The organism is Halomonas sp. B23F22_10, from assembly GCF_043496975.1.
Classification (GTDB): Bacteria; Pseudomonadota; Gammaproteobacteria; order Pseudomonadales; family Halomonadaceae; genus Halomonas; species Halomonas smyrnensis.
In genome coordinates this window covers 707,768-727,778 of record NZ_JBIEKF010000001.1, presented here as the reverse complement: position 1 = coordinate 727,778, position 20,011 = coordinate 707,768, and the positions used below count along the sequence as shown (strand labels likewise).

The window sequence follows — 20,011 nt, the reverse complement described above, 5'->3', positions numbered from 1 at the left end:
TCCTTGGTTCGTCTTGCGCATGTCGCTCATCGTGTCAGCGCCGGGGGATCGCCCGGCAGGCTGAAGGTATAGATCAGGTCGACCGCCTGGCTGGCGCCGGATACCGCCTCGAGGTAGAGGTCTCGCCACAGCTTGTAGCGCAGCGTCAGCTCGGCGATCGGCGAGAAGACGCCGACACCATATCCGACGCTCAGCCGGTCGGTCAGGTTCCCGGTCACGACCACCTGGCTATCGTCGCCGCTGCCGGCGGTGTCGAGGCTCAGGTCGTCGATGCCGAAGGCCTCGCCGATCGCGCCCACGGCGCCGCCGGCCTGGCCCAGGGTCACGCCGATCAGCGCCGAAGTCAGGGCGCTGCCGCCGCTGCTGTCGTCCGGCGCACGGCCGCGCAGCACGTAGGACAGCGCCCGGGACTCGTCCATGGACGGCTCGGAGAAGATCTCCAGGCTGGGATTGGCCGCGGGCCCGCTGACCCGCAGACCGGCCACCACGTCGTCCTGGGTATTGTCCGGATTGCGCACCGCCTCGAAGTCGAGCAGCGGCTGGCCCGGGGGGCCGCTGAAGTAGAGGATGCCCTCGCGGACGATCAGGTCCTGGCCGAAGGCCCGGAAGCGCCCGTCTTCCAGGTTGACGTTGCCGAACAGCTGCACGGGGCCGTCGGACTGGCGCACCTGCAGGTCGCCGCGCAGGTCGGTCTCGAGCCCGTAGGCCTCGAGACGCATGTCCGGCCCCAGCACCAGGTCCACCTGGACGTCCAGCGCCATGCCGGCCTGCTGCATGGCCTCGGCGGTGCTTGCCCCCGGCTCCTCGCTGGCGGCCTGGCGGTCGGCGGCCTCGGCCTCCTCGCGGGTGACGATGACCTCGTCGGGGCTCGGCGAGACCGCCGAGGCCGGGACCTTGCCGACCTCGAGCCGGGCCCAGGGAATGCCGACCTCGCCGCGCACCTGAAGCCGGTCCGGATCGGCGCGGATCGACAGGTCCGGGGCGATATGCAGCCGCCCGAACCCCGGCAGCGCGGCCAGCAGCGGCGCGTCGCGCCCTTCCAGGTCGAGGGCCGCCTGCCACGCGGCCGACGAGGGCCAGCGGGCATCGCCGGTGATGTTCATCCGGCCTTCCTCGCCTTCCAGGTAGCCGTCGATGTCGGCGCGGTCGCCGGACAGGTCGACCTCAAGCTCGCCGTCGGCCACCGACAGCGGCAGCCCGAGGCCCTCGGCACGCAGGCCGGCCAGCGCGAGGCGGCCGTTCAGCCGCGGCTGCTCGCGGTCGCCGGCGATGTCGATACCGGCGTCGAGCGCGCCTTCCAGGGTCTCCATGTCGGCGACCAGCGGCCGGTACGGCGCCAGTCGCAGGTTGTCGATCTCGAAGCGCCCGTCCAGGCGGCCGGCGCCCATGGGCTCGATGATGCCCAGGTCGAGGCGCATCGCGCCCTGTTCGCCGAAGGTCAGCCCCAGGTCGACGTCGGCACGCTCCTGATCGGCGTCGAGGGCGAGCGAGAGCCCGGTGCCGGGCACCGACCACGGCTGGCCATAGGCGTCCTGGCCGTTGATCTCGGCCTGGCTGTCGAGATTCGCGCTGGCCTGCCAGCGGGCGCCGCCGTTCGACCATTCGGCCACCAGGCCGCCCTCGGTGGCGCCGTCGATGGCCCATCCCGGCGGCATGGCGTCGTTGATCAGGTCCATCGGCAGCTCGCGGATCGCGAGCTCGGCTCGGCCGCTGTCCGACGACGCCGACAGCGGTGCCGTCAGGCACAGCCCGCCGCCCTCGGCGCGGGTCAGGCAGAACGGCTGGACCTCCACGGCGCTGGCGGTCAGGTCGGCATCGAAGGCCAGCGCCTGGTCGAGACCGAGGCTGCCGTAGGCGGTCTCGGCGTCAAGCGGCGTCAGCCGCCCGCGATAGTGCTTGCGGGCCTCGTCCAGCGCGCCCTCGAGGGCCAGGTTCAGCGCCGACAGCGGCCCGTCCGGGTCGCCTTCCACGTCGAGGGTCAGGCGATGCTCGGAGAGCCGGCCGTCGAGGCCCAGCGCGATAGACGGGAAGGCCTGGCCACCGGCGGCGACGTCGTCGGCGGCCAGGCTCAGGTCGAGGCTCGGGTCGTCGAGGCCGGCCACCTCGCCGTCCAGGCGCAGCCGGGCGAGGCGGTTGTCGCCGAAGGCCAGCCGATCGCCGCTCAGGGCCAGCGACAGCTGCGGCCGCTCGACGCTGCCGCGGGCCTCGATGTCGCCGTCGAGCGCCCCGTCGAGCTCGGGATGGAGGGTGTCCAGTCGCGGCATGTCGATGCGGGCGTCCAGGTCCAGCTCGCTCGGCGCGACCCGGCCAGAGGCGTCCAGGCGATTGTCGCCCTGGCGCAGGCTCAGCGAGGCGATGTCCCAGTTCATGTCGTGATCGCCGGACAGCTGCCCCGAGAGCGAGAACGGCTGCTCGGCGAGTTCGCCGTCCACGGCAAGCGTCGGCACGCCGAGCCGCCAGCCATCGGCGCTCTGGGAGAAGGCCACCTGCAGGCGGCCGTCGAGACGGCCGGCCAGTCCCTCGACGAAGGGCTCGGGGTCGAAGCCGTCGACGTCGAGCCGCGCCGACACCGAGAGTGCCTCGGACCAGTCGATCCGTCCCTCGCTGGTCAGCGTGCCCTCCGGCGGCGTCAGGCGCAGCGGCGCCCAGTCGAAGCGCTGCAGGTTGCCCTGCCCGTTCAGCGCGATGTCTGTGCGCGGCAGCGACGGGCCCTGGGCGGCGAGGCCCAGGCTGACCCGATAGTCGTCGAGCGTGCCTTCGGCGTCGAGATCGAGGTTCTCGACCCGCCACGGCTCGGCCGGCGTGTCTTGCGCCGTCTCGCTCGCGCCCTCGTCCTCGCCGTTATCCGAGTCCTCGGGCGCCGCCACGGCGCCGGGCAGCGGCCACTGCAGCTCGGGGCTGGTCAGGCGAGCGGAGAACGGCAGCGTCGGGTCCAGGGCGTCGAGGCGGGCCGTCAGGCTGGCTTCCATGGGGCCGCTGGCAGTCAGCGCCACGTCCAGGTCGCCGAGGTCCCCGCTCAGGGCCAGCTCGAGCCGCTGGCCGGCCAGGGCCGGCAGGCGTTCGGGCAGGTAGAAGTCGGCGCCCAGCCGTACGTCGAGGGGATAGTCATCGCGCAGGGTGACCTCGGCCTGGAGGGTGGCGTCGGCCTCCCGGGAGGCGACGGCGAGCGGGTGCACGGCGATGTGCTGGTCGCGGGCGGTGACGCGGAGATCGAGCCGGTCGATGACGTAGGCCTGCGCCCCCTCGAAGGCCGCGTCTTCCACGGTCAGACTCGGCACCTCCACCGCCAGCGGCAGGGTGACGTCCGGCAGCCGGAGGCGCTCCTCGGCCGGAGAGTCCGTCGACGGCGGCGAATCGCTCACGCCTGCGGCGGCTGCGGCGACGCTGGCCGGCAGCGGCGAGCGCACCGCCACGGCGGCGTCGATCGCCGCTGCCGTGAGCACGTCCTCGCGGCTTTCCGCCTCGCTCAGGGCGAGCCGGTTGCCCGGCGAGATCGACGGCGTCAGCCGCAGTCCGACCAGGCGCGTCGGCGACAGGGTCAGGGCGTTGCCTTCGGCCTCGGCCCCGCTCTCGAAGTGCCGCCAGCCAAGGCGGGTGCCGTCGGCGAGGCGCACCTCGACGTCATCCAGCAGCAGCTCGCGCAGCGCCACCGGCAGCGGCAGCTGGATCGGCCCGGGCGGGCCGCCGTCGCCCTCTTCCGCCACCGGCTCCTCGGCGGCGTCGCTCGCGCCGAGCCGAATGCGGGCGCCCTTCACGGCCAGGCGGTCGATGCACAGCCGCCCCTGGAGCAGGCAGTCATCGGCCCAGGCGAGCTCGACGTCGGACAGCGCGACGCTGGCCGGGCCGGCCGTCAGGCGCAGCCCCTCGATCCTGAGCGTGTCCAGGGGGGCGCCCTCGACGCGCTCGACCTCGAGCAGGCCGAGCCGCTCGGCCTGGGTGAACAGGGCGCTGGTGCCCCAGGGCGACAGGGCCAGGCCAAGCAGCAGCATGACCAGGCCGATCAGCCACAGCGGCAGCAGGATCAACAGCCGGATCAGGGCCCAGCTAAGGCGGCGCATTCTCACGATGATGACTCTCGCGGCAGCGTCGTCCGGGGCACGGTGCGCCACGGACGACGGGGGTGAACGGTGACGATGATCGGTGCCCGGCGCACGCTAGCACTCACGCTAGAACTCCGGGCCGATGGCGAAGTGGATGCGATAGGCGTCGTCGCTGTCGAAGGGATGGGCGACATCGAAGCGGATCGGCCCCACCGGCGAGATCCAGCGCACGCCGAGGCCGGCGCTGGTGTTCAGCTCCTGGGGCCACCAGTCGGTGAAGGCATCGCCTGCATCGACGAAGCTGGCCAGCCACCAGGGGCCGGTGATCCGGCGCTGGGCCTCGACGCTGCCGACCAGGCGCTGCTCGCCGCCCACCAGCTCGCCGTCGCTGTTCTCCGGCGACAGGGTCTCGTAGCCATAGCCGCGCACGCTGGTGTCGCCGCCGGTGAAGAAGCGCAGCGACGGCGGGATGTTCTCGAAGTCGTCGGTGACGATGCTGCCCGCGCCGACGCGACCCACGAAGCGATAGTCGTCGCCGAGGCTGCGGATCCACTGGGAATCGGCATCCAGGCGCAGGAACTCGGCGTCGGAGCCCCAGGCCTCGCTGGAGTACTGCACCGAGATCTGCTGGCGATCGCCCCAGCGCGGAAAGGTCGGATTGCGCGAGCGAGTGCGGGTCCAGCGCACGCCGGGATAGAGCAGCAGCACCTGGTTGTCGAGGTCGGCCTGGGTGAAGTCCTCGTAGGTGGCGCGCAGGTAGACGATCTGCTCCCAGGCATTCTCGAACTGCCAGCGGCGTCCGAACTCCACGCTGGCCTCGAGGGATTCGGTGTCCTCGTTGTCCTCGTTGCGCAGGCCGTATTGCAGGCGATAGCTGTCGCGCCGCGGGTCGTCGAGCGGCATGTCGTAGACGCCGCTGAACTCCTGCTCGGGCCCGGAGAGATAAAGGTTGTGCTCGAGGCTGTGGCCATAGCGGTTGACCCAGGGCTGGTCCCAGGAGAAGCGCATCCGGGGGCCGACGTCGGTGGCAAAGCCGATACCGACCTCGAACTGGTGACGATCGGCCGGCGTGACATTGACCTCGATGGGCACCTCGGGCACCGCCGGTGCCTGGAGCGACTCGGCCGCGGCGAGCGCCTCCGCGCTCAGGCGGGGCTCGGGCGGTGGCGCCTCTGGCAGGCCCTCCACGTCGAGGGCGTTGAGAAAGCCGATGGGCGCCGGCGGCAGCGCCAGTTCGCCGATGCCGGCATCCAGCAGCGGACGCACGCTGACCGAGCCGAACCACTCGGTCTGGCCGAGGCGCTGGTTGAAGGTAGCGATGTCGCTGGCGAGATAGGGCTTGCCCTCATGGAACGGCGCCAGGGCCTGCAGGCGTTCGGTCTCGATGTGCTGACCGTGGAAGCGCACCGGCCCGAAGCGATAGCGCGGGCCGCTGTCCAGGTCCAGCGACAGCCGGGCGCTATTGGCCCAGGGGCGGATCTCCATGCGCCGTTCGGTGAACCGCCAGTCGAAGTAGCCGCGCTCGAGGGCCAGGCCGGAGAGCTGGCTGCGCAGCGAATCGAAGGGGGCGTGGCGTAGCACATCGCCCTCTTCCTGGGGATAGGCGTCGATGGCGTCCTGGAAGGGCTGGTCGTCGGCGGCGCCACCGGCCAACCCGAAGGCGAGACGCTCGATTCGCACCGGTTCGCCGGGGTCGACGACGATGGTCACTTCTTCCGGTGCGTCGCGGTCGTCGAAGCGAAGCTCGAAGGTGGGCTCGTAGTAGCCATAGACCCTGAGCGACTCGCCGGCCAGGCGACGCACTTCGGATTCCAGCCGCTGCGGCGAGTACTGCTCGGCATCGAGGCCGTCGAGGTAGGTCTCGAGGTTCTCGGCCGGCTCGCCCTCGAGGCCTTCGATATTGGCGTCGAGGGCCAGGACGACGCCCGGTGAGACGAGGCCGGCGACCAGCAGGCCGGTCACGAGACGATTGACGAGACACTTGTCCATGATGTCGGGGTTCCCTGGCTGACGTCCTGTCACTGCCGCAGCGCTTCCAGCTGGGCGTTCATGGCCAGCTGTGACTGGCGCAGCTCCCGCAGTTCGGCCTGCAGATCCGCGAGGCGTTCCTCGAGGGCCGCGGTTTGCTCGCGCTCATCATCGCTCGACGAACTCAGGGCTTCAACGTCGTCGCTCAGCTCGGACAGGGCCTCGACGGCGCCATCGAGCCGCTCGTCCAGCGCCTGCTGACGCTCGGCCTCGCCCTGCTGAGTGCTCTCCAGCGCCGCGAGGCGCTCGGTGAGCGCGGACCGGCCCTCGCGGCTGGCGGTCTCGAGGGCATCCATGGAGTCGCGCACCGCCGCCAGGGTATCGGCGCGCACCTCGCCATCCTCGGCCAGGGTCGCGACCCGGCCTTCGAGCGCAGACTGGGCCTGTGCTTGCGGCGCCAGGTTTTCGTCCTGCCAGTCCGACAGACGCTCGGTGACGCGGTCGTCCAGCGTGTCTTGTAGCTGGTCCTCCAGCCCCACGAGCTCGTCGAGGCGTGTCTGGATCTCCGACAGCAGCTCGCCGCGACCCTCGGAGGCGTCGAAGCGGGCATGGACGTTGGAGATCTCACCGTTGAGACGGGTCAGCTGCTGCTCCAGGCGCTGACGTTCCATCCAGCCGGCGTAGGCCAGCCCGATCAGCGCCGCGGTGAGCAGCAGGATCAGCAGCCAAAGGGGCCAGACGGTCGTCCTGGGCGGGGCGTGTGACCGGTGGTGCCCGCCCAGGCTGGCATCCGGGTCCGGCACGATCGGTCGTGGCTGCCGGCTGTCTTCCGGGCGCTCTGCCATGGTGGTCTCCTTGCGCGTTGCGTGTCGGCGTCCCGCCGGCGATATCGCCGGCACGCGACCCAAGCCCGAGTCCCCTGATCGGAATTGGCGGACCCCAGGCCGGGTGATATGATGCCGTGACCGGACTGGCACAGCACACTGATAGTGTACGGTTTTTTATCGAGGGAGCGAACGGGGCACGGCCGAATCCGGGCCGACATCGACCTTGCACTCCCCCAGCGCACTGGCACACCATGGGTCGCCGACCCATGACTAGTAACGAGGAGAAACGATAATGGCATTCGAACTGCCCGCACTGCCGTACGAAAAGAACGCCCTGGAGCCGCACATCTCCGCCGAGACCCTGGAGTACCACTACGGCAAGCACCACCAGGCCTACGTCACCAAGCTCAACGAGCTGACCGAGGGCACCGAGAACGCCAACAAGTCCCTGGAGGAGATCATCCAGTCTGCTTCCGGTGGCCTGTTCAACCAGGCGGCTCAGGTCTGGAACCACACCTTCTACTGGCACTGCCTGTCCCCGAACGGAGGCGGTGAGCCGACCGGCGCGCTGGCCGAAGCCATCAACGCCAAGTTCGGTTCCTTCGAGGAATTCAAGAGCGCCTTCAACGCCAAGGCCGTCGGCAACTTCGGCTCCGGCTGGACCTGGCTGATCAAGACCGCCGACGGCGGCGTCGACATCGTCAACACCGACGACGCCGACACCCCGGTCGCTCACGGCCAGACCCCGCTGCTGACCATCGATGTGTGGGAACACGCCTACTACATCGACTACCGCAACGCGCGTCCGAAGTACCTCGAGAACGTCTGGAACGTGCTGAACTGGGACTTCGTCGCCCAGAACTTCGCCTGATCCCCAGCGGACTCGCGAACGACAACGGCCCCGCCATCTGGCGGGGCCGTTTTGTTTCTACTGCTTATTAGAGAGTCGGCCTCGATTTACGTCGCGAGCGAAGGCAGGCTGGTTGTCGCCGGAGCACAGCTATCGGAGCGTAGCCTGCTACATGAGGATAGCGAGCACCGCCGGCGGCCAGCCTGTCGAGCGCAGCAGCAAATCGAGTCGACTCAAGGATCGGCGCGGCGACCGATGCCCCGGTAGTGCAGCCCCATGTCGGCGACGTGGGCCGGGTCGTAGATATTGCGGCCGTCGAGCAGCAGCTTGCCCTTCAGCTTTGATGCCAGGCGCGGCCAGTCCGGGTTCCAGTAGGCCTTCCACTCGGTGACCAGCATCAGGGCGTCGGCGCCCTCGAGCGCCTCGTCCGGATCGCCGTCGAACAGTTCCAGCAGCGGATGCTCGCCCAGCCGTTCACGCAGCGCCTCGGTGGCGGCGGGATCGTGCAGCCGCACGCGCACGCCCTGGGCCCAGAGGGCACGCAGCAGCGTCAGCACCGGCGCATGGTCGATGCGCGCGGTACCGGGCTTGAAGGCCGCGCCCCAGATGGCCACGGTCAGGCCTTCCAGCCGGCCGTGGTAGTGGGCCCACAGCTTGCGGAACAGCGTCTCCTTCTTCTGCTCGTTGATGTCGAGCACCTGATCGAGCAGCGCCGAATGGCGGCCGCTGGCCGACTGGACGTCGGCCAGGCGCATCAGGTCGCGGGAGAAGCTGGGGCCGCCGAAGCCGCAGCCGGGATAGAGGTACTCGTAGCCGATGCGGCTGTCCGTCCCCATGCCCTCGCGCACGTCCTCGACGTCCACCCCCAGGGTGTCGGCGAGGCCGGCGATCTCGTTCATGTAGCTGATGCGAGTGGCCAGCATGCCGTTGATCGCCAGCTTGGTCAGCTCGGCGGCACGCCGCGGCATGCGCTGGAAGACCTCGCGGCGGCGATTGAAGGCGCGCAGCAGCTCGCGCACCTGTCGCTCGGCGTCGCGGTCGTCGCAGCCCAGCAGCCAGCGTGACGGCCGGGTGAAGGTCTCCCAGGCGCGGCCCTCCTCGAGCAGGTCGGCCAGCGCCACGGCGCGCCGGCCGTTGCCGAGGCCGGCGGCCAGGCGGTCGGTCTCGCCGACCGGGAAGGTCGAGTTGTTGACCAGCACGGCGTCCGCGGTCAGCCGCGACGACAGCTCGGCGACGGTGGCACGGCCTTCCTCGCGCTGCTCCGGCGACAGGGCCAGCCACAGCACCTCGAAGTCGTCGCCCTCGGGCTGTTCGCCTGCGCCGAGCACGCTCAGATGGCCCTGGGCGATGCCCTCGCCCAGGCGCGCCATCAGCTGCGGCTCGCTGGTCAGCCAGCCGCTCTCGGACAGGGTCGACCAGTCGGCGCTGGCGTGGGGCCACCAGCTCACCCGGTGGCCGACCGAGGCCAGCGCCGCCGCCGCGGTGGCGGCGGCCAGCTCACTGCCGTGGACCAGAACGCGCATGGCTTACTCCTCGCCGCTGTAGCGGGTCAGCAGCTCGCGGAAGCCCTCGCCGTAGCGGGCATGGCGGCGGCCGTAGGCGAGGATCGCCTCGAGGTAGCCGAGCTGATGGCCGCAGTCATAGGTGCGACCGCGCATGCGCCAGGCGTCGACGCCGCTCTGCTGACGCAGGGTCTCGATGGCATCGGTGAGCTGGATCTCGTTGCCGGCACCGGGCGGCGTCTCGGCGAGCAGCGGGAAGATGGCGCCGGGCAGCGCGTAGCGGCCGATGACCGCCAGGTCGGAGGGAGCCTCCTCGACCTTGGGCTTCTCGACCAGTCCGGCCAGGGCCCCGGCTTCGCCGGCCGCGGGCGGCTCGCCCTCGGGGGCGACGATGCCATATTTGTAGACCAGCTCGTGGGGCACTTCCTCCACCATCAGCTGAGTGCGGCCGGTGGCGTCGAAGGATTCGATCATGCCGGCCAGGTCGTTGCGCTCGAGGCCATCGCCGTCGACCAGCACGTCGGGCAGCAGCACGGCGAAGGGTTCGTCGTCGCCGATCACCGGGCGCGCGCAGAGCACCGCGTGGCCGAGGCCCAGCGGCTCCGGCTGGCGCACGCTGATGATGTTGACGTCCTCCGGCACGATCGAGCGCAGCTCCTCGAGCAGCTCGTGCTTGCCCTTGGCCTCGAGGCCGGCCTCGAGCTCGAAGTGCTTGTCGAAGTGGTTCTCGATGGCGCTCTTGCTGCCGTGAGTCACCAGCACGATGTCGCGAATGCCGGCCTCGACGGCCTCCTGGACCACGTACTGGATCACCGGGCGGTCGACGATGGTGATCATCTCCTTGGGGATCGCCTTGGAGGCGGGGAGGCAGCGGGTGCCGAAACCTGCAACGGGGAGAACGGCCTTGCGGATCATGGTGCGGTCCTTGTCTTGTTGCATGCAGCCCTACGCGGCCGGGCATGGGCCGGGCCGTCGGGAACGAGTAGAATGGCATCATACCGAATCATGCCGAGCTCGCCACAGTGGCCGGCCGGCGACACCTACGGAGAGGACAGATGACGGCAAGCCAGTCGCAAGCGGACAACGTCGACGCGGCGGAGATCGCCAAGTTCGAGGCCCTGGCCCATCGCTGGTGGGATACCGACGGCGAGTTCAAGCCGCTGCACGAGATCAATCCCCTGCGCCTCGACTTCATCGACGCCCGCGCCGGGCTGGCCGGCCATCGGGTGCTCGACGTCGGCTGCGGCGGCGGCATCCTCGCCGAGGCCATGGCCCATCGCGGCGCCGAGGTCACCGGCATCGACCTGGGCGAGGCGCCGCTGGCGGTGGCCCGGCTGCACGCCGAGGAGACCGGCGCGAGCGTCGACTACCGCCAGGTCAGCGTCGAGGCCATGGCCGAGGCCCATGCCGGCGAGTTCGACGTGGTCACCTGCCTGGAGATGCTCGAGCACGTGCCCGACCCCGCCTCGGTGATCCGCGCCTGCGCGCGGCTGGTCAAGCCCGGCGGCCAGGTGTTCTTCTCGACCATCAACCGCAATCCCAAGGCCTACGCCCTGGCCGTGGTCGGCGCCGAGTACCTGCTGCGCATGCTGCCGCGGGGCACCCACGACTACGCCAAGTTCATCCGCCCCTCGGAGCTCGCCGGCTGGTGCCGAGAGGCCGGTCTCGCGGTCTGTGAGCAGAGCGGCCTGACCTACCAGCCGCTGACCCGCCGCTATCGCCTGTCGGCCACCGACGTGTCGGTGAATTACCTGATGCACTGCCGTCGGGAGACGTCGTGAGTCGCGAATGGACGACACCCGAGGCGCTGCTGTTCGATCTCGACGGCACCCTGGTGGATACCGCGCCGGATCTGGCCCGTGCCACCAACGCCCTGCGTGACCACCACGGGCTGGCGCCCCTGCCCTACCCGACCATCCGCGCCCAGGTCTCCAACGGCGGCAGCGCCCTGGTGACCCTGGCGCTGGGCCTCGAGCGCGAGCACGACGGCCACGATGATGCCCGGGCCTTCCTGTTGGCCGCCTACGGCGAGGGGGTGGCGGTGGAGAGCCGCGTCTTTCCGCCGCTGGACCGGCTGCTGGACGAATGGCGTGGCGCCGGTCGCCCCTGGGGCATCGTCACCAACAAGCCGCGGGCCTACGCCGCGCCGCTGGTGGAGGCCCTGGGCCTCGAACCGGGCGCGCTGCTGTGCGCCGACGACCTGCCGGTGAAGAAGCCCGACCCGGCGCCGCTGCTCGAGGCGGCGCGGCGCCTCGCCGTGGCCCCCGGCGACTGCTGGTACCTCGGTGATCATCACCGCGACATGCAGGCCGCCAGGGCGGCGGGCATGCCGGCGGTGGCGGTGGGCTATGGCTATATCGTCGAGGACGACGACTACCGCCTGTGGCCGGCGGATCACTGGTTCGACACCGCCGAGGCGTTGACCGAGACCCTGCTGCCGGTCGATCCCAAGCGTTGATGTCCCGTCGGGGCGACACCCCTGTGCCGGCATGACGGCCCGGTCGTGACGGCTCCGGCAGGGGGGAAAACGCGATCAAGGCCATCGACAAAAAAAGCGGGCCTCCCAGTCGGGAGGCCCGCTTTCGAGAGGCCCGCTTTTTTCGGTAACCCTGGTCCGCGCCCATGCCGCGCCCTTGCCGTGCCGGCATGTTTCGCCGGTCCGGCCCTACTTGCGCGGCGGCTGAGCGTCGAACGCCTCGCCGCTGTGGCCGCGGCTATCCGGCCCCATCAGCCACAGATAGGTGGGCATGATGTCCTGCGGCGTGCGCAGCGTGCCCGGATCCTCCGCCGGATAGGCGGACTGGCGCATGGCGGTGCGGGTGGCGCCGGGGTTCAGGGTGTTGATGCGCAGCGTGCCGAGATGCTCCACCTCGTCGGCCAGCACCTCCATGAAGCCCTCGGTGGCGAACTTCGACACCGCATAGGCGCCCCAGTAGGCGCGCCCGCGGCGACCCACCGAGGAGGAGGTGAAGATCACCGAGGCATCCGGTGAGGCCTCCAGCAGCGGCAGCAGTGCCTGGGTCATCCAGATCGGGCCATTGATATTGACCTGCATCACCTGCTCCCACAGCGCCGGGTCATACTGGGCGAAGGGCGTGATGCTGCCCAGCAGGCCGGCGTTGTTCAGGATACCGTCCAGACGCCCGAACTCCTTGTTCAGGGCCTCTGCCATGTCGTGGAAGTCCTTGAGCGTCGCGCCCTCGAAGTTGAGCGGGAAGATCGCCGGCTGCGGCAGCCCCTCCGACTCGATGGCGTCGTACACCGCCTCCAGCTTGGCGATCGTCCGTCCCAGCAGGATCACCGTGGCGCCGTGGCGCGCATAGCTCAGGGCCGCGGCGCGGCCGATGCCATCGCCCGCGCCGGTGACCAGGATCACCCGGCCGTCGAGCAGCCCCTGCGGTGCCTCATAGTCGATCTTGCAGACCGTCATGATGTCCCTCCGGGGCTAGTTGCCCGACTGCCGCTGGAAGTCGGCGGCCAGATTGGCGGCGCTGCTGTCGGGATATTCCTGCTGAACCCGCTCGAGCAGTGCCTGGCTGGCCTCCGGCTCGCCCTGGCGGGCCTTGAGCAGGCCCAGCTTGTAGAGGGTGTCGGGCACCTTGTTGCTGTCGGAGAAGTCGTCGAGCACGCGCTGGAAGGAGGCCCCAGCGGCCTCGAGGTCGCCGCCGGCCGAATGCAGCTCACCGAGCCAGTAGTAGGCGTTGGCGGTCAGCCCGGCGTTCGGATACTGGTCGACGAAGGCCTCGAAGGCCTGGGTCGCGGCATCGAACTCGCGGGCCTGCACCTTGGCGAAGGCCGCCTGGTAGTCGGCCCGGGCGCCGGCGTCGTTGTCCGCCGAGCCCGACGCGCCGGCGGCCTGCCCGGTGGATGATGCCGACGGCTCGCCGGCATTGCCGCCATTGGCCACCTGCTCGGCCGCGGCGGCACCGGCCCCGCCTGCCGCACTGGCGGCGCCGGCGTTAGCCGACAGGCGCTCGTCCAGGTCCATGTACTGCTGACGGGTCTGGCGCTTGAGCCGGTCGAGCTGATAGCGCAGCTCCTCGACCTGGCCACGCAGCTGGCGGAGCTGCTCCTGGTTGCGCTGCAGCTCGTTGAACAGCTCCAGATTGCCACCCGCCGGCTCGCGGGCCGCGGTCTGGTCATAGAAACTGCCGGAGCCGGAGCGGGCGGTGAGATCCTCCACCACCGGCTGCTGGGCCAGCGCCGGGGCGGCCAGCAGGCTCAAGGCGCCGGCGGCGGTCCAGATTCTGAGACGCGGTCTCATCGCTTTCTCCCTTCGCTATCGTGGTGCCGTGCGTGGCGCGGGGCTCAGTAGGCGAAGACCACCCGGCGGTTCTGAGCGTAGGCTTCCTCGTTGCTGCCGCGGGCCGCCGGGCGCTCCTCGCCGTAGCTGACGACTTCGACCTGGGACGGCGACACGCCCTGCACGCTCAGGAAGCGCTTCACGGAGTCGGCGCGACGCTCGCCGAGGGCCAGGTTGTACTCGCGGGTGCCTCGCTCGTCGGTATGACCCTGCAGCACCACGCTGGCGTTGCCGTTGTTCTGCAGGAAACGGGCGTGCGCCTCCAGCACCGACTGGAACTCGGGGCGGATGGTGTCGCTGTCGTAGGCGAAGTAGATGGTACGGACCTCGGGAATGCGCGAGCCGGCCATCTGGCCGGCGCCCTCGCCGAGGCCGCTGCCGCTCGCCTGGCCGGCACCGGCGGTGCCGGTCCCCACGCCGCCGGCACCTGCGCCGGCGGTGCCATCCATGGAGCCTTCCTGGGTGCCACCGGTGCTGGAGCAGCCGGCCATGACGGCCATCGACATGGCGGCGATCAGAGTGCGGGCATAAGGCTTGAATTGCATCGTATGACTCCTTTCTTTGCGGGATACATTCAGTTCAGAAACGGGGACCAGGCAGGCTCGCGCACGTCGCCCTGGGCCGCGGGAAGACGGAACGAGGCACGACCGTCCGCGGAAACGCCCCCCAGCACCCCATTACCGCCCTGCTGGGTGGCGAAGATTACCATGGTGCCGTTGGGCGCGACACTGGGCGACTCCGCCTGGCGGGCGTCGCCGAGCTCGACCAGCCGGCCGCTCTCCAGATCCTGCTTGGCGACCCGATAGCCGTTGCCGCCGCGATGGATCAGGAAGATGGATTCGCCGTCCGGCGCGAAGCGCGCCCGGGCATTGTAGTTGCCGGTAAAGGTGATGCGCTCCGGCGAGCCGCCAAGCGACTGGCGATAGATCTGCGGGCCGCCGCTGCGGTCCGAGGTGTAGATCAGGCTGTTGCCGTCCGGTGACCAGGCCGGCTCGGTCTCGATGCTCTGGCTGTTGGTGACGCGCTGCAGGTTCTGCGAGGCGACGTCCATGACATAGATCTCCGGCTGGCCGTCGCGGGACAGCGCCATCGCCAGTCGGCGGCCGTCCGGCGACCAGGTCGGGGCGCTGTTGAGGCCCTCGAAGGAGGTCAGGCGCACTCGACGGCCGCTGGCGACTTCCTGCACGTAGATGCCCGGGCGGCCGGACTCGAACGACACGTAGGCCAGCTTGCCGCCGTCCGGCGACCAGGCCGGCGACATGATCGGCTCGTCGGAGCTCAGCACCTGCCGGCTGTTGCGTCCGTCGGCGTCGGCGACGAACAGCTGATAGGCGGTCTCGTCGCCGACGCCCTGAGAGGTGACGTAGGCGATGCGCGTGGAGAAGGCACCGCGAATGCCGGTGATCTCCTCGAAGATCTTGTCGCTGATGCGGTGGGCGGCGGCACGCATCTGATCCTGGCCGGCGGTGATCACCTCGCCCAGCATCCGCGATTCGCCGCTGACGTTCATCAGCTCGTACTGGATCTCGACGCCGCCGCCGGTGCGGCTGACCCGGCCGACCACCAGATAGCGGGTGTCCAGGGCCTGCCAGTCGCCGAAGCTGACGTCGTCGCCGCGGGTCGGCCTGGCGAACATCGCCTCGCGCTCGAGGGGCGCGAAGTAGCCGCTGCGTTCCAGGTCGTCGGAGATGATCCGAGCCACGTCCTGGGGCAGGTTCTCGCCTTCGGCGAACGGCACCACGGCGATCGGCGTGGCCTGCTCGTTGCCCTGGGTGATGTCGATGGTCAGGTCGGCCTGGGCCAGCGACGTGCACAGCAGCAGCACGGCCGCCAGCCAGGTGGTCATCAAGGCTCTCATCAGCGTATGTCCCCCGGTCGGAATCTGAGATTGAACTCACGGTACTGGCGCTGCACCGAAGCGGGCAGCTCGCGCAGTTCGGCGAAGGGCGCGGCGGTTTCCACCGCGCTCAGCGCCGAACGGTCGAAGGCACTGTTGCCACTGCTACGACCGATGTTGGCGGCGAATAGCTCCCCGGAGGGCCCCAGGCGAACCGATATCTCGGCCGCGGCGCCGTCGGGGACGTTGGGCGGAATCGACCAGGCCTGCTCCACCGCCTGGCGCACCAGGTTGATGAAGCCGTTGGCCGCCTCCTCTGCCTGTTGGGCGTTGGCCACGGCCTCGGACTCGCCGGCGATGGCCTGGTCGAGGCTGCTCTGGGCGGCTTCGGCGGCGCGCTGGGCGGCGGCCTCACGCTCGCGCTGCTCCTCGGCTTCGCGCTGGCGGCGGGCCTCTTCCTCGGCCTGGCGCTGGCGTTCGGCCTCCGCTTCACGCTCACGCTGCTCCTCGGCTTCGCGCTGACGACGGGCCTCTTCCTCGGCCTGGCGCTGGCGTTCGGCCTCCGCCTCGCGCTCACGCTGTTCCTCGGCTTCGCGCTGACGCCGGGCCTCTTCCTCGGCCTGGCGCTGGCGTTCGGCCTCCGCCTCGCGCTGTCGCTGTTCCTCGGCTTCGCGGCGTTGGCGCGCGGCCTCCTGCTGACGCTCCCGCTCGGCCGCCTGCTCCGCGGCCTCGCGCTCGCGGCGTTCGGCTTCGGCCGCCGCCTGTTCGGCGGCTTCGCGGGCCTGCTCCCGCTCGGCGGCCTGGACCGCCTCCTGTTCCTGGCGCTGGGCTTGCTGTGCCTGTCGCTCCGCTTCGGCGGCGGCCTGACGTTCCGCCTCCGCCTGCTCGGCGGCCTCGGCCTCTCGTCGCTGCTGCTCCGCCTTGGCCGCGGCCCGGGCCTGCTGCTGTGCCTGCTGGGCCTGATCGGTGGCGGTCTCGGCACGCACCAGGGTGGCATTGACGATGGCCTGGTTGGGCGGCTCCTGCTCGGCGCTCGGGAAGCGGATCACGCTGACCACCAGCAGCCCCAGATGCAGCCCGACGGCGAGGATCAATGGCAGACCGTAGCCGACATGGCGATGTTGTTTGGCCATGCGTCCTCCTCAGGCGTCCCCGGGCGGGGGCTCGGAGATCAGTCCGACGTTGGCCACGCCCGAGGTCTGCAGGGTGCTCATCAGGGTGACGATTTGGCCGTAGGCGACGTTGCGATCCCCGCGGACCAGGACGCGGGTGCCCGGCTCGCGCTCGAGCAGGATACCGACCCGCTGGCCGAGCTGATCGAGATCGACGGCGGTCTCGTCGCCGCTCAGGCTGACGTAGATCTGCCCCTCGCTGTCCACCGAGACGACGATCGGATCGCGATCCTCGCTGTCCTCGATCGGCTCGGAGGTCACCTGGGGCAGGTCCACCTTGACGCCCTGGGTCAGCATCGGCGCGGTGATCATGAAGATCACCAGCAGCACCAGCATCACGTCGATGAAGGGCACGACGTTGATCTCGTTCATCGGCTTGCGCCGGCCCATGCGATTGAAGGGTCCGTGCATGGCGTGGCCCTCCTCAGCCCGCGGCGGATTCGCCGCGACCCTGCAGGTTGCGGTGCAGGATGGAATGGAATTCCTCGGCGAAGTCCTCGTACTTGCCCAGCAGGCGGCTGGATTCCGCCGACAGCCGGTTGTAGAAGATCACCGCGGGGATAGCCGCGAACAGGCCCATGGCGGTGGCGATCAGCGCCTCGGCGATCCATGGCGCCACGGTACCGAGTGTGGCCTGCTGAGCCATGGACAGCGACTGGAAGGAGCCCATGATGCCCCACACGGTGCCGAACAGCCCGATGTAGGGGCTGGACGAGGCCACGGTGGCCAGGAACACCAGATGCAGGTTGAGGCGGTCTTCCTCGCGGGACCAGGCGACGCGCATGCTGCGCTGCACGCCGTCGAGGATCGCCTGGGGGCTCTGGGTCTTCGGCATCAGGCGATTGAACTCGCGAAAGCCGGCGCGAAAGATGTGCTCGGCGCCCAGGGTCTCCTGCTCGGCGGGCGTCTCGCGATACAGCTCGTTGAGGTCGACCCCGGACCAGAAGCGGTCCTCGAACTCACGGTGGGCCTTGCGCGCGCGGCGCATCACGAAGGTGCGCTGGAAGATCACCACCCAGGACAGCAGCGAGCCCAGCAGCAGCAGCAGCATCACCGCCTGGACCACGCCGCTGGCGTTCATGATCAGGTGGGGAATGGACATGGCGTCGTTCACGGGAATCCTCGTCTCGTCGAAGTCAGTCTTGGGAAGGTGTCGGCGCCGGGGCGCGGTCGTCCGGGGCCAGGCCGAAGTGCTGCCAGGCCTGGCGCGTTACCACCCGGCCGCGGGCGGTGCGCATCATCAGCCCCTGCTGGATCAGGTAGGGCTCGATGACGTCCTCGATGGTGTCGCGCTCCTCACCGATGGCCGCGGCCAGGGAGTCGACGCCCACCGGGCCGCCGTCGAACTTCTCGATCATCGCCAGCAACAGGCGGCGGTCCATGTGGTCCAGACCGTGATGATCGACGTGGAGCATGTTGAGCGCCTGGTCGGCGATCTCGGCGTCGATGCGCCCGCCGCCGCGGACCTCGGCGTAGTCGCGCACGCGGCGCAGCAGGCGGTTGGCGATGCGCGGGGTGCCGCGGGAACGGCGCGCCACTTCCCGGGCGCCGGCATCGTCGGCGGTCACGCCCAGCAGTCGCGCCGAGCGGGCGACGATCTCGCTGAGTTCCTCGATGGAGTAGAACTCCAGGCGCTGGACGATGCCGAAGCGGTCGCGCAGCGGTGAGGTCAGAAGGCCCGCCCGGGTGGTGGCACCGACCAGGGTGAAGGGCGGCAGGTCGAGCTTGATCGAGCGCGCCGCGGGCCCCTCGCCGATCACGATGTCGAGCTGGAAATCCTCCATGGCGGGATAGAGGATCTCTTCCACCACCGCCGACAGGCGATGGATCTCGTCGATGAACAGCACGTCGCCGGGCTGCAGGTTGGTGAGCATGGCGGCGAGATCGCCGGCCCGCTCGAGCACCGGGCCGGAGGTCGACTTCAGACCGACGCCCATCTCGGTGGCGATGATGTTGGCGAGCGTGGTCTTGCCGAGCCCCGGCGGGCCGAACACCAGGGTGTGGTCAAGGCTCTCGTCGCGACCGCGGGCGGCGTGGATGAAGATCTCCAGCTGCTCGCGGACCCGCGGCTGGCCGATGTAGTCGCCGAGCTGCTTGGGGCGGATGGCGTGATCGAGATGGCCCTCGCCCTCGCGGTTCTCGGCGGCGATCAGGCGGTCAGTTTCCAGCATGGGGGCCCTCCGCCGGCATCGGGATGAAAGGCTGCGAATCGCGCATGGTCATCAGCCTGCCATGCGACGCGCGAGCGCCGCCTTGATGATCGCCTCGGTGCTGCCCTCTTCCTCGAGGCCGGCGAGCATCCGCGCGGCCTCGGCGGGCTTGTAGCCGAGGCTGACCAGCGCCGCTTCGGCCTCGGCCAGCGGCTCCTGGCGCGGCTCGGGGGCGCTGCCGGTCGACGGCGCCGCGCCGTCCGCGGGCGCCTCGGCCTCCCAGTGCGGGAAGCGGTCGCGCATCTCGACGATCAGCCGCTCGGCGGTCTTCTTGCCGACGCCGGGCAGGCGCGTCAGCGACTTGACGTCGTCGTCCATCACGCAGCGGATGAAGGCGTCCTCGTCCATGCCGGAGAGGATGGCCAGGGCCAGCTTGGGGCCGACACCGTTGACCTTGATCAGGGCGCGGAACAGCGAACGCTCCTGCTCGCGGGCGAAGCCGTAGAGTAGATGGGCGTCGTCGCGCACGGTGAGATGGGTATGCAGCACCACGTCCTCGCCGACCCCGGGCAATGCCACCAGGGTGGTCATGGACGCCTCCAGCTCGTAGCCGACCCCGGCCACGTCCAGCAGCAGCCAAGGAGGCTGCTTGTCGACCAGGGTGCCTCGCAAGCGTCCGATCATGATATGTCACTGTCCTTGATGATGAATCCGCAGCGCGTCGCGCTCACTATACTGGTCCCCCCCGGGCCATGCCAGCCCGTGGAACGCTGTTCGACAACCGCTTCGGCGTCGCCGTCAGGCGACATCACTCGGGGCGAAAGTCGCGCCAGGACGCGCTCTTGCCGCGCCCTCGCCCGCCGCCGCCGTAGCTGCCCCGGCGGATCAGCCCGAGCCGGGCATAGGCGTGGGTCAGGGCGATGGCCAGGGCGTCGGCCGCATCGGCCTGGGGCGTGCCGGAGAGGCCCAGGATGGCGGTCACCATGTGCTGCACCTGGGCCTTGTCGGCCGCCCCGCCGCCGGTGACCGCCTGCTTGATCTGGCGCGGGCCGTACTCGCTCACCGGCAGGCCGTGATTGGCCGCGCAGACGATGGCGGTGCCCCGCGCCTGCCCGAGCTTGAGCGCCGAGTCGGCGTTCTTCGACATGAACACCTGCTCGATGGCGAACTCGCCGGGGCCGTGCAGGCCGATCACCTCGCTGACCCCGGCATAGACCTGAGCCAGGCGCTGGGCCAGGTCGTCGCCGCGAGTGCGGATGCAGCCGCTGGTCACGTACTTCGGTTTGGGCTCGGTGACGTCCAGCACGCCGTAACCGGTGATACGGGATCCCGGATCGATGCCCAGGATCAGCATGGGCGTTC

At 70.1% G+C, this 20,011-nt stretch carries 18 protein-coding genes; 3 read left to right on the top strand and 15 right to left on the bottom strand.

All coding sequences use genetic code 11. The features are described from left to right. Nucleotides 1-26: 26 nt before the first annotated feature. The 3 genes from tamB to ACGTNF_RS03275 all read right to left on the bottom strand — a co-directional run bounded on the left by tamB (nucleotide 27) and on the right by ACGTNF_RS03275 (nucleotide 6,853). The gene (gene tamB, locus ACGTNF_RS03285) at nucleotides 27-4,058 is read right to left on the bottom strand and encodes an autotransporter assembly complex protein TamB (RefSeq protein WP_394600543.1); all 4,032 of its coding nucleotides are present in this window, start codon (nucleotides 4,056-4,058) and stop codon (nucleotides 27-29) included. 108 nt (nucleotides 4,059-4,166) lie between these two features. Further along, the gene (gene tamA / locus ACGTNF_RS03280; protein ID WP_394600406.1) at nucleotides 4,167-6,029 is read right to left on the bottom strand and encodes an autotransporter assembly complex protein TamA; all 1,863 of its coding nucleotides are present in this window, start codon (nucleotides 6,027-6,029) and stop codon (nucleotides 4,167-4,169) included. A gap of 29 nt (nucleotides 6,030-6,058) precedes the next feature. Beyond that, nucleotides 6,059-6,853: a hypothetical protein gene (locus tag ACGTNF_RS03275; protein ID WP_394600405.1), complete on the bottom strand. Its 795-nt coding sequence runs from the start codon at nucleotides 6,851-6,853 to the stop codon at nucleotides 6,059-6,061. A gap of 274 nt (nucleotides 6,854-7,127) precedes the next feature. Between ACGTNF_RS03275 and ACGTNF_RS03270 the strand changes: the two genes are divergently transcribed. Further along, nucleotides 7,128-7,706 (top strand): superoxide dismutase, encoded by a 579-nt coding sequence (locus ACGTNF_RS03270; RefSeq protein WP_016854901.1) that lies wholly within the window; start codon nucleotides 7,128-7,130, stop codon nucleotides 7,704-7,706. 212 nt (nucleotides 7,707-7,918) lie between these two features. Here the strand turns inward: ACGTNF_RS03270 and ACGTNF_RS03265 are convergent, their stop codons facing one another. After that, the gene (locus ACGTNF_RS03265; protein ID WP_394600404.1) at nucleotides 7,919-9,208 is read right to left on the bottom strand and encodes a nucleotide sugar dehydrogenase; all 1,290 of its coding nucleotides are present in this window, start codon (nucleotides 9,206-9,208) and stop codon (nucleotides 7,919-7,921) included. Between the two features lie 3 nt (nucleotides 9,209-9,211). After that, nucleotides 9,212-10,102, bottom strand: coding sequence for a UTP--glucose-1-phosphate uridylyltransferase GalU (gene galU / locus ACGTNF_RS03260; protein ID WP_394600542.1), 891 nt, complete (start codon nucleotides 10,100-10,102; stop codon nucleotides 9,212-9,214). A 140-nt stretch (nucleotides 10,103-10,242) separates the two neighbouring features. Between galU and ubiG the strand changes: the two genes are divergently transcribed. Both ubiG and ACGTNF_RS03250 read left to right on the top strand, forming a co-directional pair. After that, the gene (gene ubiG / locus ACGTNF_RS03255) at nucleotides 10,243-10,968 is read left to right on the top strand and encodes a bifunctional 2-polyprenyl-6-hydroxyphenol methylase/3-demethylubiquinol 3-O-methyltransferase UbiG (protein WP_394600403.1); all 726 of its coding nucleotides are present in this window, start codon (nucleotides 10,243-10,245) and stop codon (nucleotides 10,966-10,968) included. Further along, a complete protein-coding gene (locus ACGTNF_RS03250; protein WP_394600402.1) occupies nucleotides 10,965-11,645 on the top strand; it encodes an HAD-IA family hydrolase in 681 nt (226 codons plus the stop codon). The genes ubiG and ACGTNF_RS03250 overlap by 4 nt, the downstream gene beginning before the upstream one ends. Before the next feature lie 207 nt (nucleotides 11,646-11,852). Here the strand turns inward: ACGTNF_RS03250 and ACGTNF_RS03245 are convergent, their stop codons facing one another. The 10 genes from ACGTNF_RS03245 to ruvC all read right to left on the bottom strand — a co-directional run bounded on the left by ACGTNF_RS03245 (nucleotide 11,853) and on the right by ruvC (nucleotide 20,003). Then, nucleotides 11,853-12,617 (bottom strand): YciK family oxidoreductase, encoded by a 765-nt coding sequence (locus ACGTNF_RS03245; protein WP_394600401.1) that lies wholly within the window; start codon nucleotides 12,615-12,617, stop codon nucleotides 11,853-11,855. 15 nt (nucleotides 12,618-12,632) lie between these two features. Continuing rightward, the gene (gene ybgF, locus ACGTNF_RS03240) at nucleotides 12,633-13,451 is read right to left on the bottom strand and encodes a tol-pal system protein YbgF (RefSeq protein WP_152478936.1); all 819 of its coding nucleotides are present in this window, start codon (nucleotides 13,449-13,451) and stop codon (nucleotides 12,633-12,635) included. Between the two features lie 44 nt (nucleotides 13,452-13,495). Continuing rightward, nucleotides 13,496-14,035 carry a peptidoglycan-associated lipoprotein Pal gene (gene pal / locus ACGTNF_RS03235; RefSeq protein ID WP_394600400.1) on the bottom strand — a complete coding sequence of 180 codons (540 nt, stop codon included), beginning with the start codon at nucleotides 14,033-14,035 and terminating at the stop codon, nucleotides 13,496-13,498. A 29-nt stretch (nucleotides 14,036-14,064) separates the two neighbouring features. Then, the gene (gene tolB / locus ACGTNF_RS03230) at nucleotides 14,065-15,348 is read right to left on the bottom strand and encodes a Tol-Pal system beta propeller repeat protein TolB (RefSeq protein WP_026068410.1); all 1,284 of its coding nucleotides are present in this window, start codon (nucleotides 15,346-15,348) and stop codon (nucleotides 14,065-14,067) included. Then, complete coding sequence (gene tolA, locus ACGTNF_RS03225; protein ID WP_394600399.1) at nucleotides 15,348-16,460, bottom strand: cell envelope integrity protein TolA; 1,113 nt, start codon at nucleotides 16,458-16,460, stop codon at nucleotides 15,348-15,350. Before tolA ends, tolB begins: the two co-directional genes overlap by 1 nt. A 9-nt stretch (nucleotides 16,461-16,469) precedes the next feature. Next, a complete protein-coding gene (tolR, locus tag ACGTNF_RS03220; protein ID WP_152478933.1) occupies nucleotides 16,470-16,910 on the bottom strand; it encodes a protein TolR in 441 nt (146 codons plus the stop codon). A gap of 13 nt (nucleotides 16,911-16,923) precedes the next feature. Continuing rightward, complete coding sequence (gene tolQ / locus ACGTNF_RS03215; protein ID WP_172977757.1) at nucleotides 16,924-17,601, bottom strand: protein TolQ; 678 nt, start codon at nucleotides 17,599-17,601, stop codon at nucleotides 16,924-16,926. A 34-nt stretch (nucleotides 17,602-17,635) separates the two neighbouring features. Next, on the bottom strand, nucleotides 17,636-18,670 hold the full coding sequence (gene ruvB, locus ACGTNF_RS03210) for a Holliday junction branch migration DNA helicase RuvB (protein WP_016854889.1): 1,035 nt from the start codon (nucleotides 18,668-18,670) through the stop codon (nucleotides 17,636-17,638). Nucleotides 18,671-18,721: 51 nt separating this feature from the next. Continuing rightward, on the bottom strand, nucleotides 18,722-19,333 hold the full coding sequence (gene ruvA, locus ACGTNF_RS03205; RefSeq protein WP_394600398.1) for a Holliday junction branch migration protein RuvA: 612 nt from the start codon (nucleotides 19,331-19,333) through the stop codon (nucleotides 18,722-18,724). A 124-nt stretch (nucleotides 19,334-19,457) separates the two neighbouring features. Then, nucleotides 19,458-20,003 carry a crossover junction endodeoxyribonuclease RuvC gene (gene ruvC, locus ACGTNF_RS03200; RefSeq protein WP_016854887.1) on the bottom strand — a complete coding sequence of 182 codons (546 nt, stop codon included), beginning with the start codon at nucleotides 20,001-20,003 and terminating at the stop codon, nucleotides 19,458-19,460. Nucleotides 20,004-20,011: the final 8 nt, after the last annotated feature.

Bases quoted from the DNA above. Each gene is read 5' to 3' on its own strand.
- tolQ (WP_172977757.1), bottom strand. From the start codon at position 17,601: ATGTCCATTCCCCACCTGATCATGAACGCCAGCGGCGTGGTCCAGGCG.
- ACGTNF_RS03270 (WP_016854901.1), top strand. From the start codon at position 7,128: ATGGCATTCGAACTGCCCGCACTGCCGTACGAAAAGAACGCCCTGGAG.
- ybgF (WP_152478936.1), bottom strand. From the start codon at position 13,451: ATGAGACCGCGTCTCAGAATCTGGACCGCCGCCGGCGCCTTGAGCCTG.
- ruvC (WP_016854887.1), bottom strand. From the start codon at position 20,003: ATGCTGATCCTGGGCATCGATCCGGGATCCCGTATCACCGGTTACGGC.
- tamB (WP_394600543.1), bottom strand. From the start codon at position 4,058: ATGCGCCGCCTTAGCTGGGCCCTGATCCGGCTGTTGATCCTGCTGCCG.
- tolA (WP_394600399.1), bottom strand. From the start codon at position 16,460: ATGGCCAAACAACATCGCCATGTCGGCTACGGTCTGCCATTGATCCTC.
- ACGTNF_RS03265 (WP_394600404.1), bottom strand. From the start codon at position 9,208: ATGCGCGTTCTGGTCCACGGCAGTGAGCTGGCCGCCGCCACCGCGGCG.
- ACGTNF_RS03245 (WP_394600401.1), bottom strand. From the start codon at position 12,617: ATGACGGTCTGCAAGATCGACTATGAGGCACCGCAGGGGCTGCTCGAC.
- pal (WP_394600400.1), bottom strand. From the start codon at position 14,035: ATGCAATTCAAGCCTTATGCCCGCACTCTGATCGCCGCCATGTCGATG.
- ubiG (WP_394600403.1), top strand. From the start codon at position 10,243: ATGACGGCAAGCCAGTCGCAAGCGGACAACGTCGACGCGGCGGAGATC.
- ACGTNF_RS03275 (WP_394600405.1), bottom strand. From the start codon at position 6,853: ATGGCAGAGCGCCCGGAAGACAGCCGGCAGCCACGACCGATCGTGCCG.
- ruvB (WP_016854889.1), bottom strand. From the start codon at position 18,670: ATGCTGGAAACTGACCGCCTGATCGCCGCCGAGAACCGCGAGGGCGAG.
- tolR (WP_152478933.1), bottom strand. From the start codon at position 16,910: ATGCACGGACCCTTCAATCGCATGGGCCGGCGCAAGCCGATGAACGAG.
- galU (WP_394600542.1), bottom strand. From the start codon at position 10,102: ATGATCCGCAAGGCCGTTCTCCCCGTTGCAGGTTTCGGCACCCGCTGC.
- tamA (WP_394600406.1), bottom strand. From the start codon at position 6,029: ATGGACAAGTGTCTCGTCAATCGTCTCGTGACCGGCCTGCTGGTCGCC.
- ruvA (WP_394600398.1), bottom strand. From the start codon at position 19,333: ATGATCGGACGCTTGCGAGGCACCCTGGTCGACAAGCAGCCTCCTTGG.
- tolB (WP_026068410.1), bottom strand. From the start codon at position 15,348: ATGAGAGCCTTGATGACCACCTGGCTGGCGGCCGTGCTGCTGCTGTGC.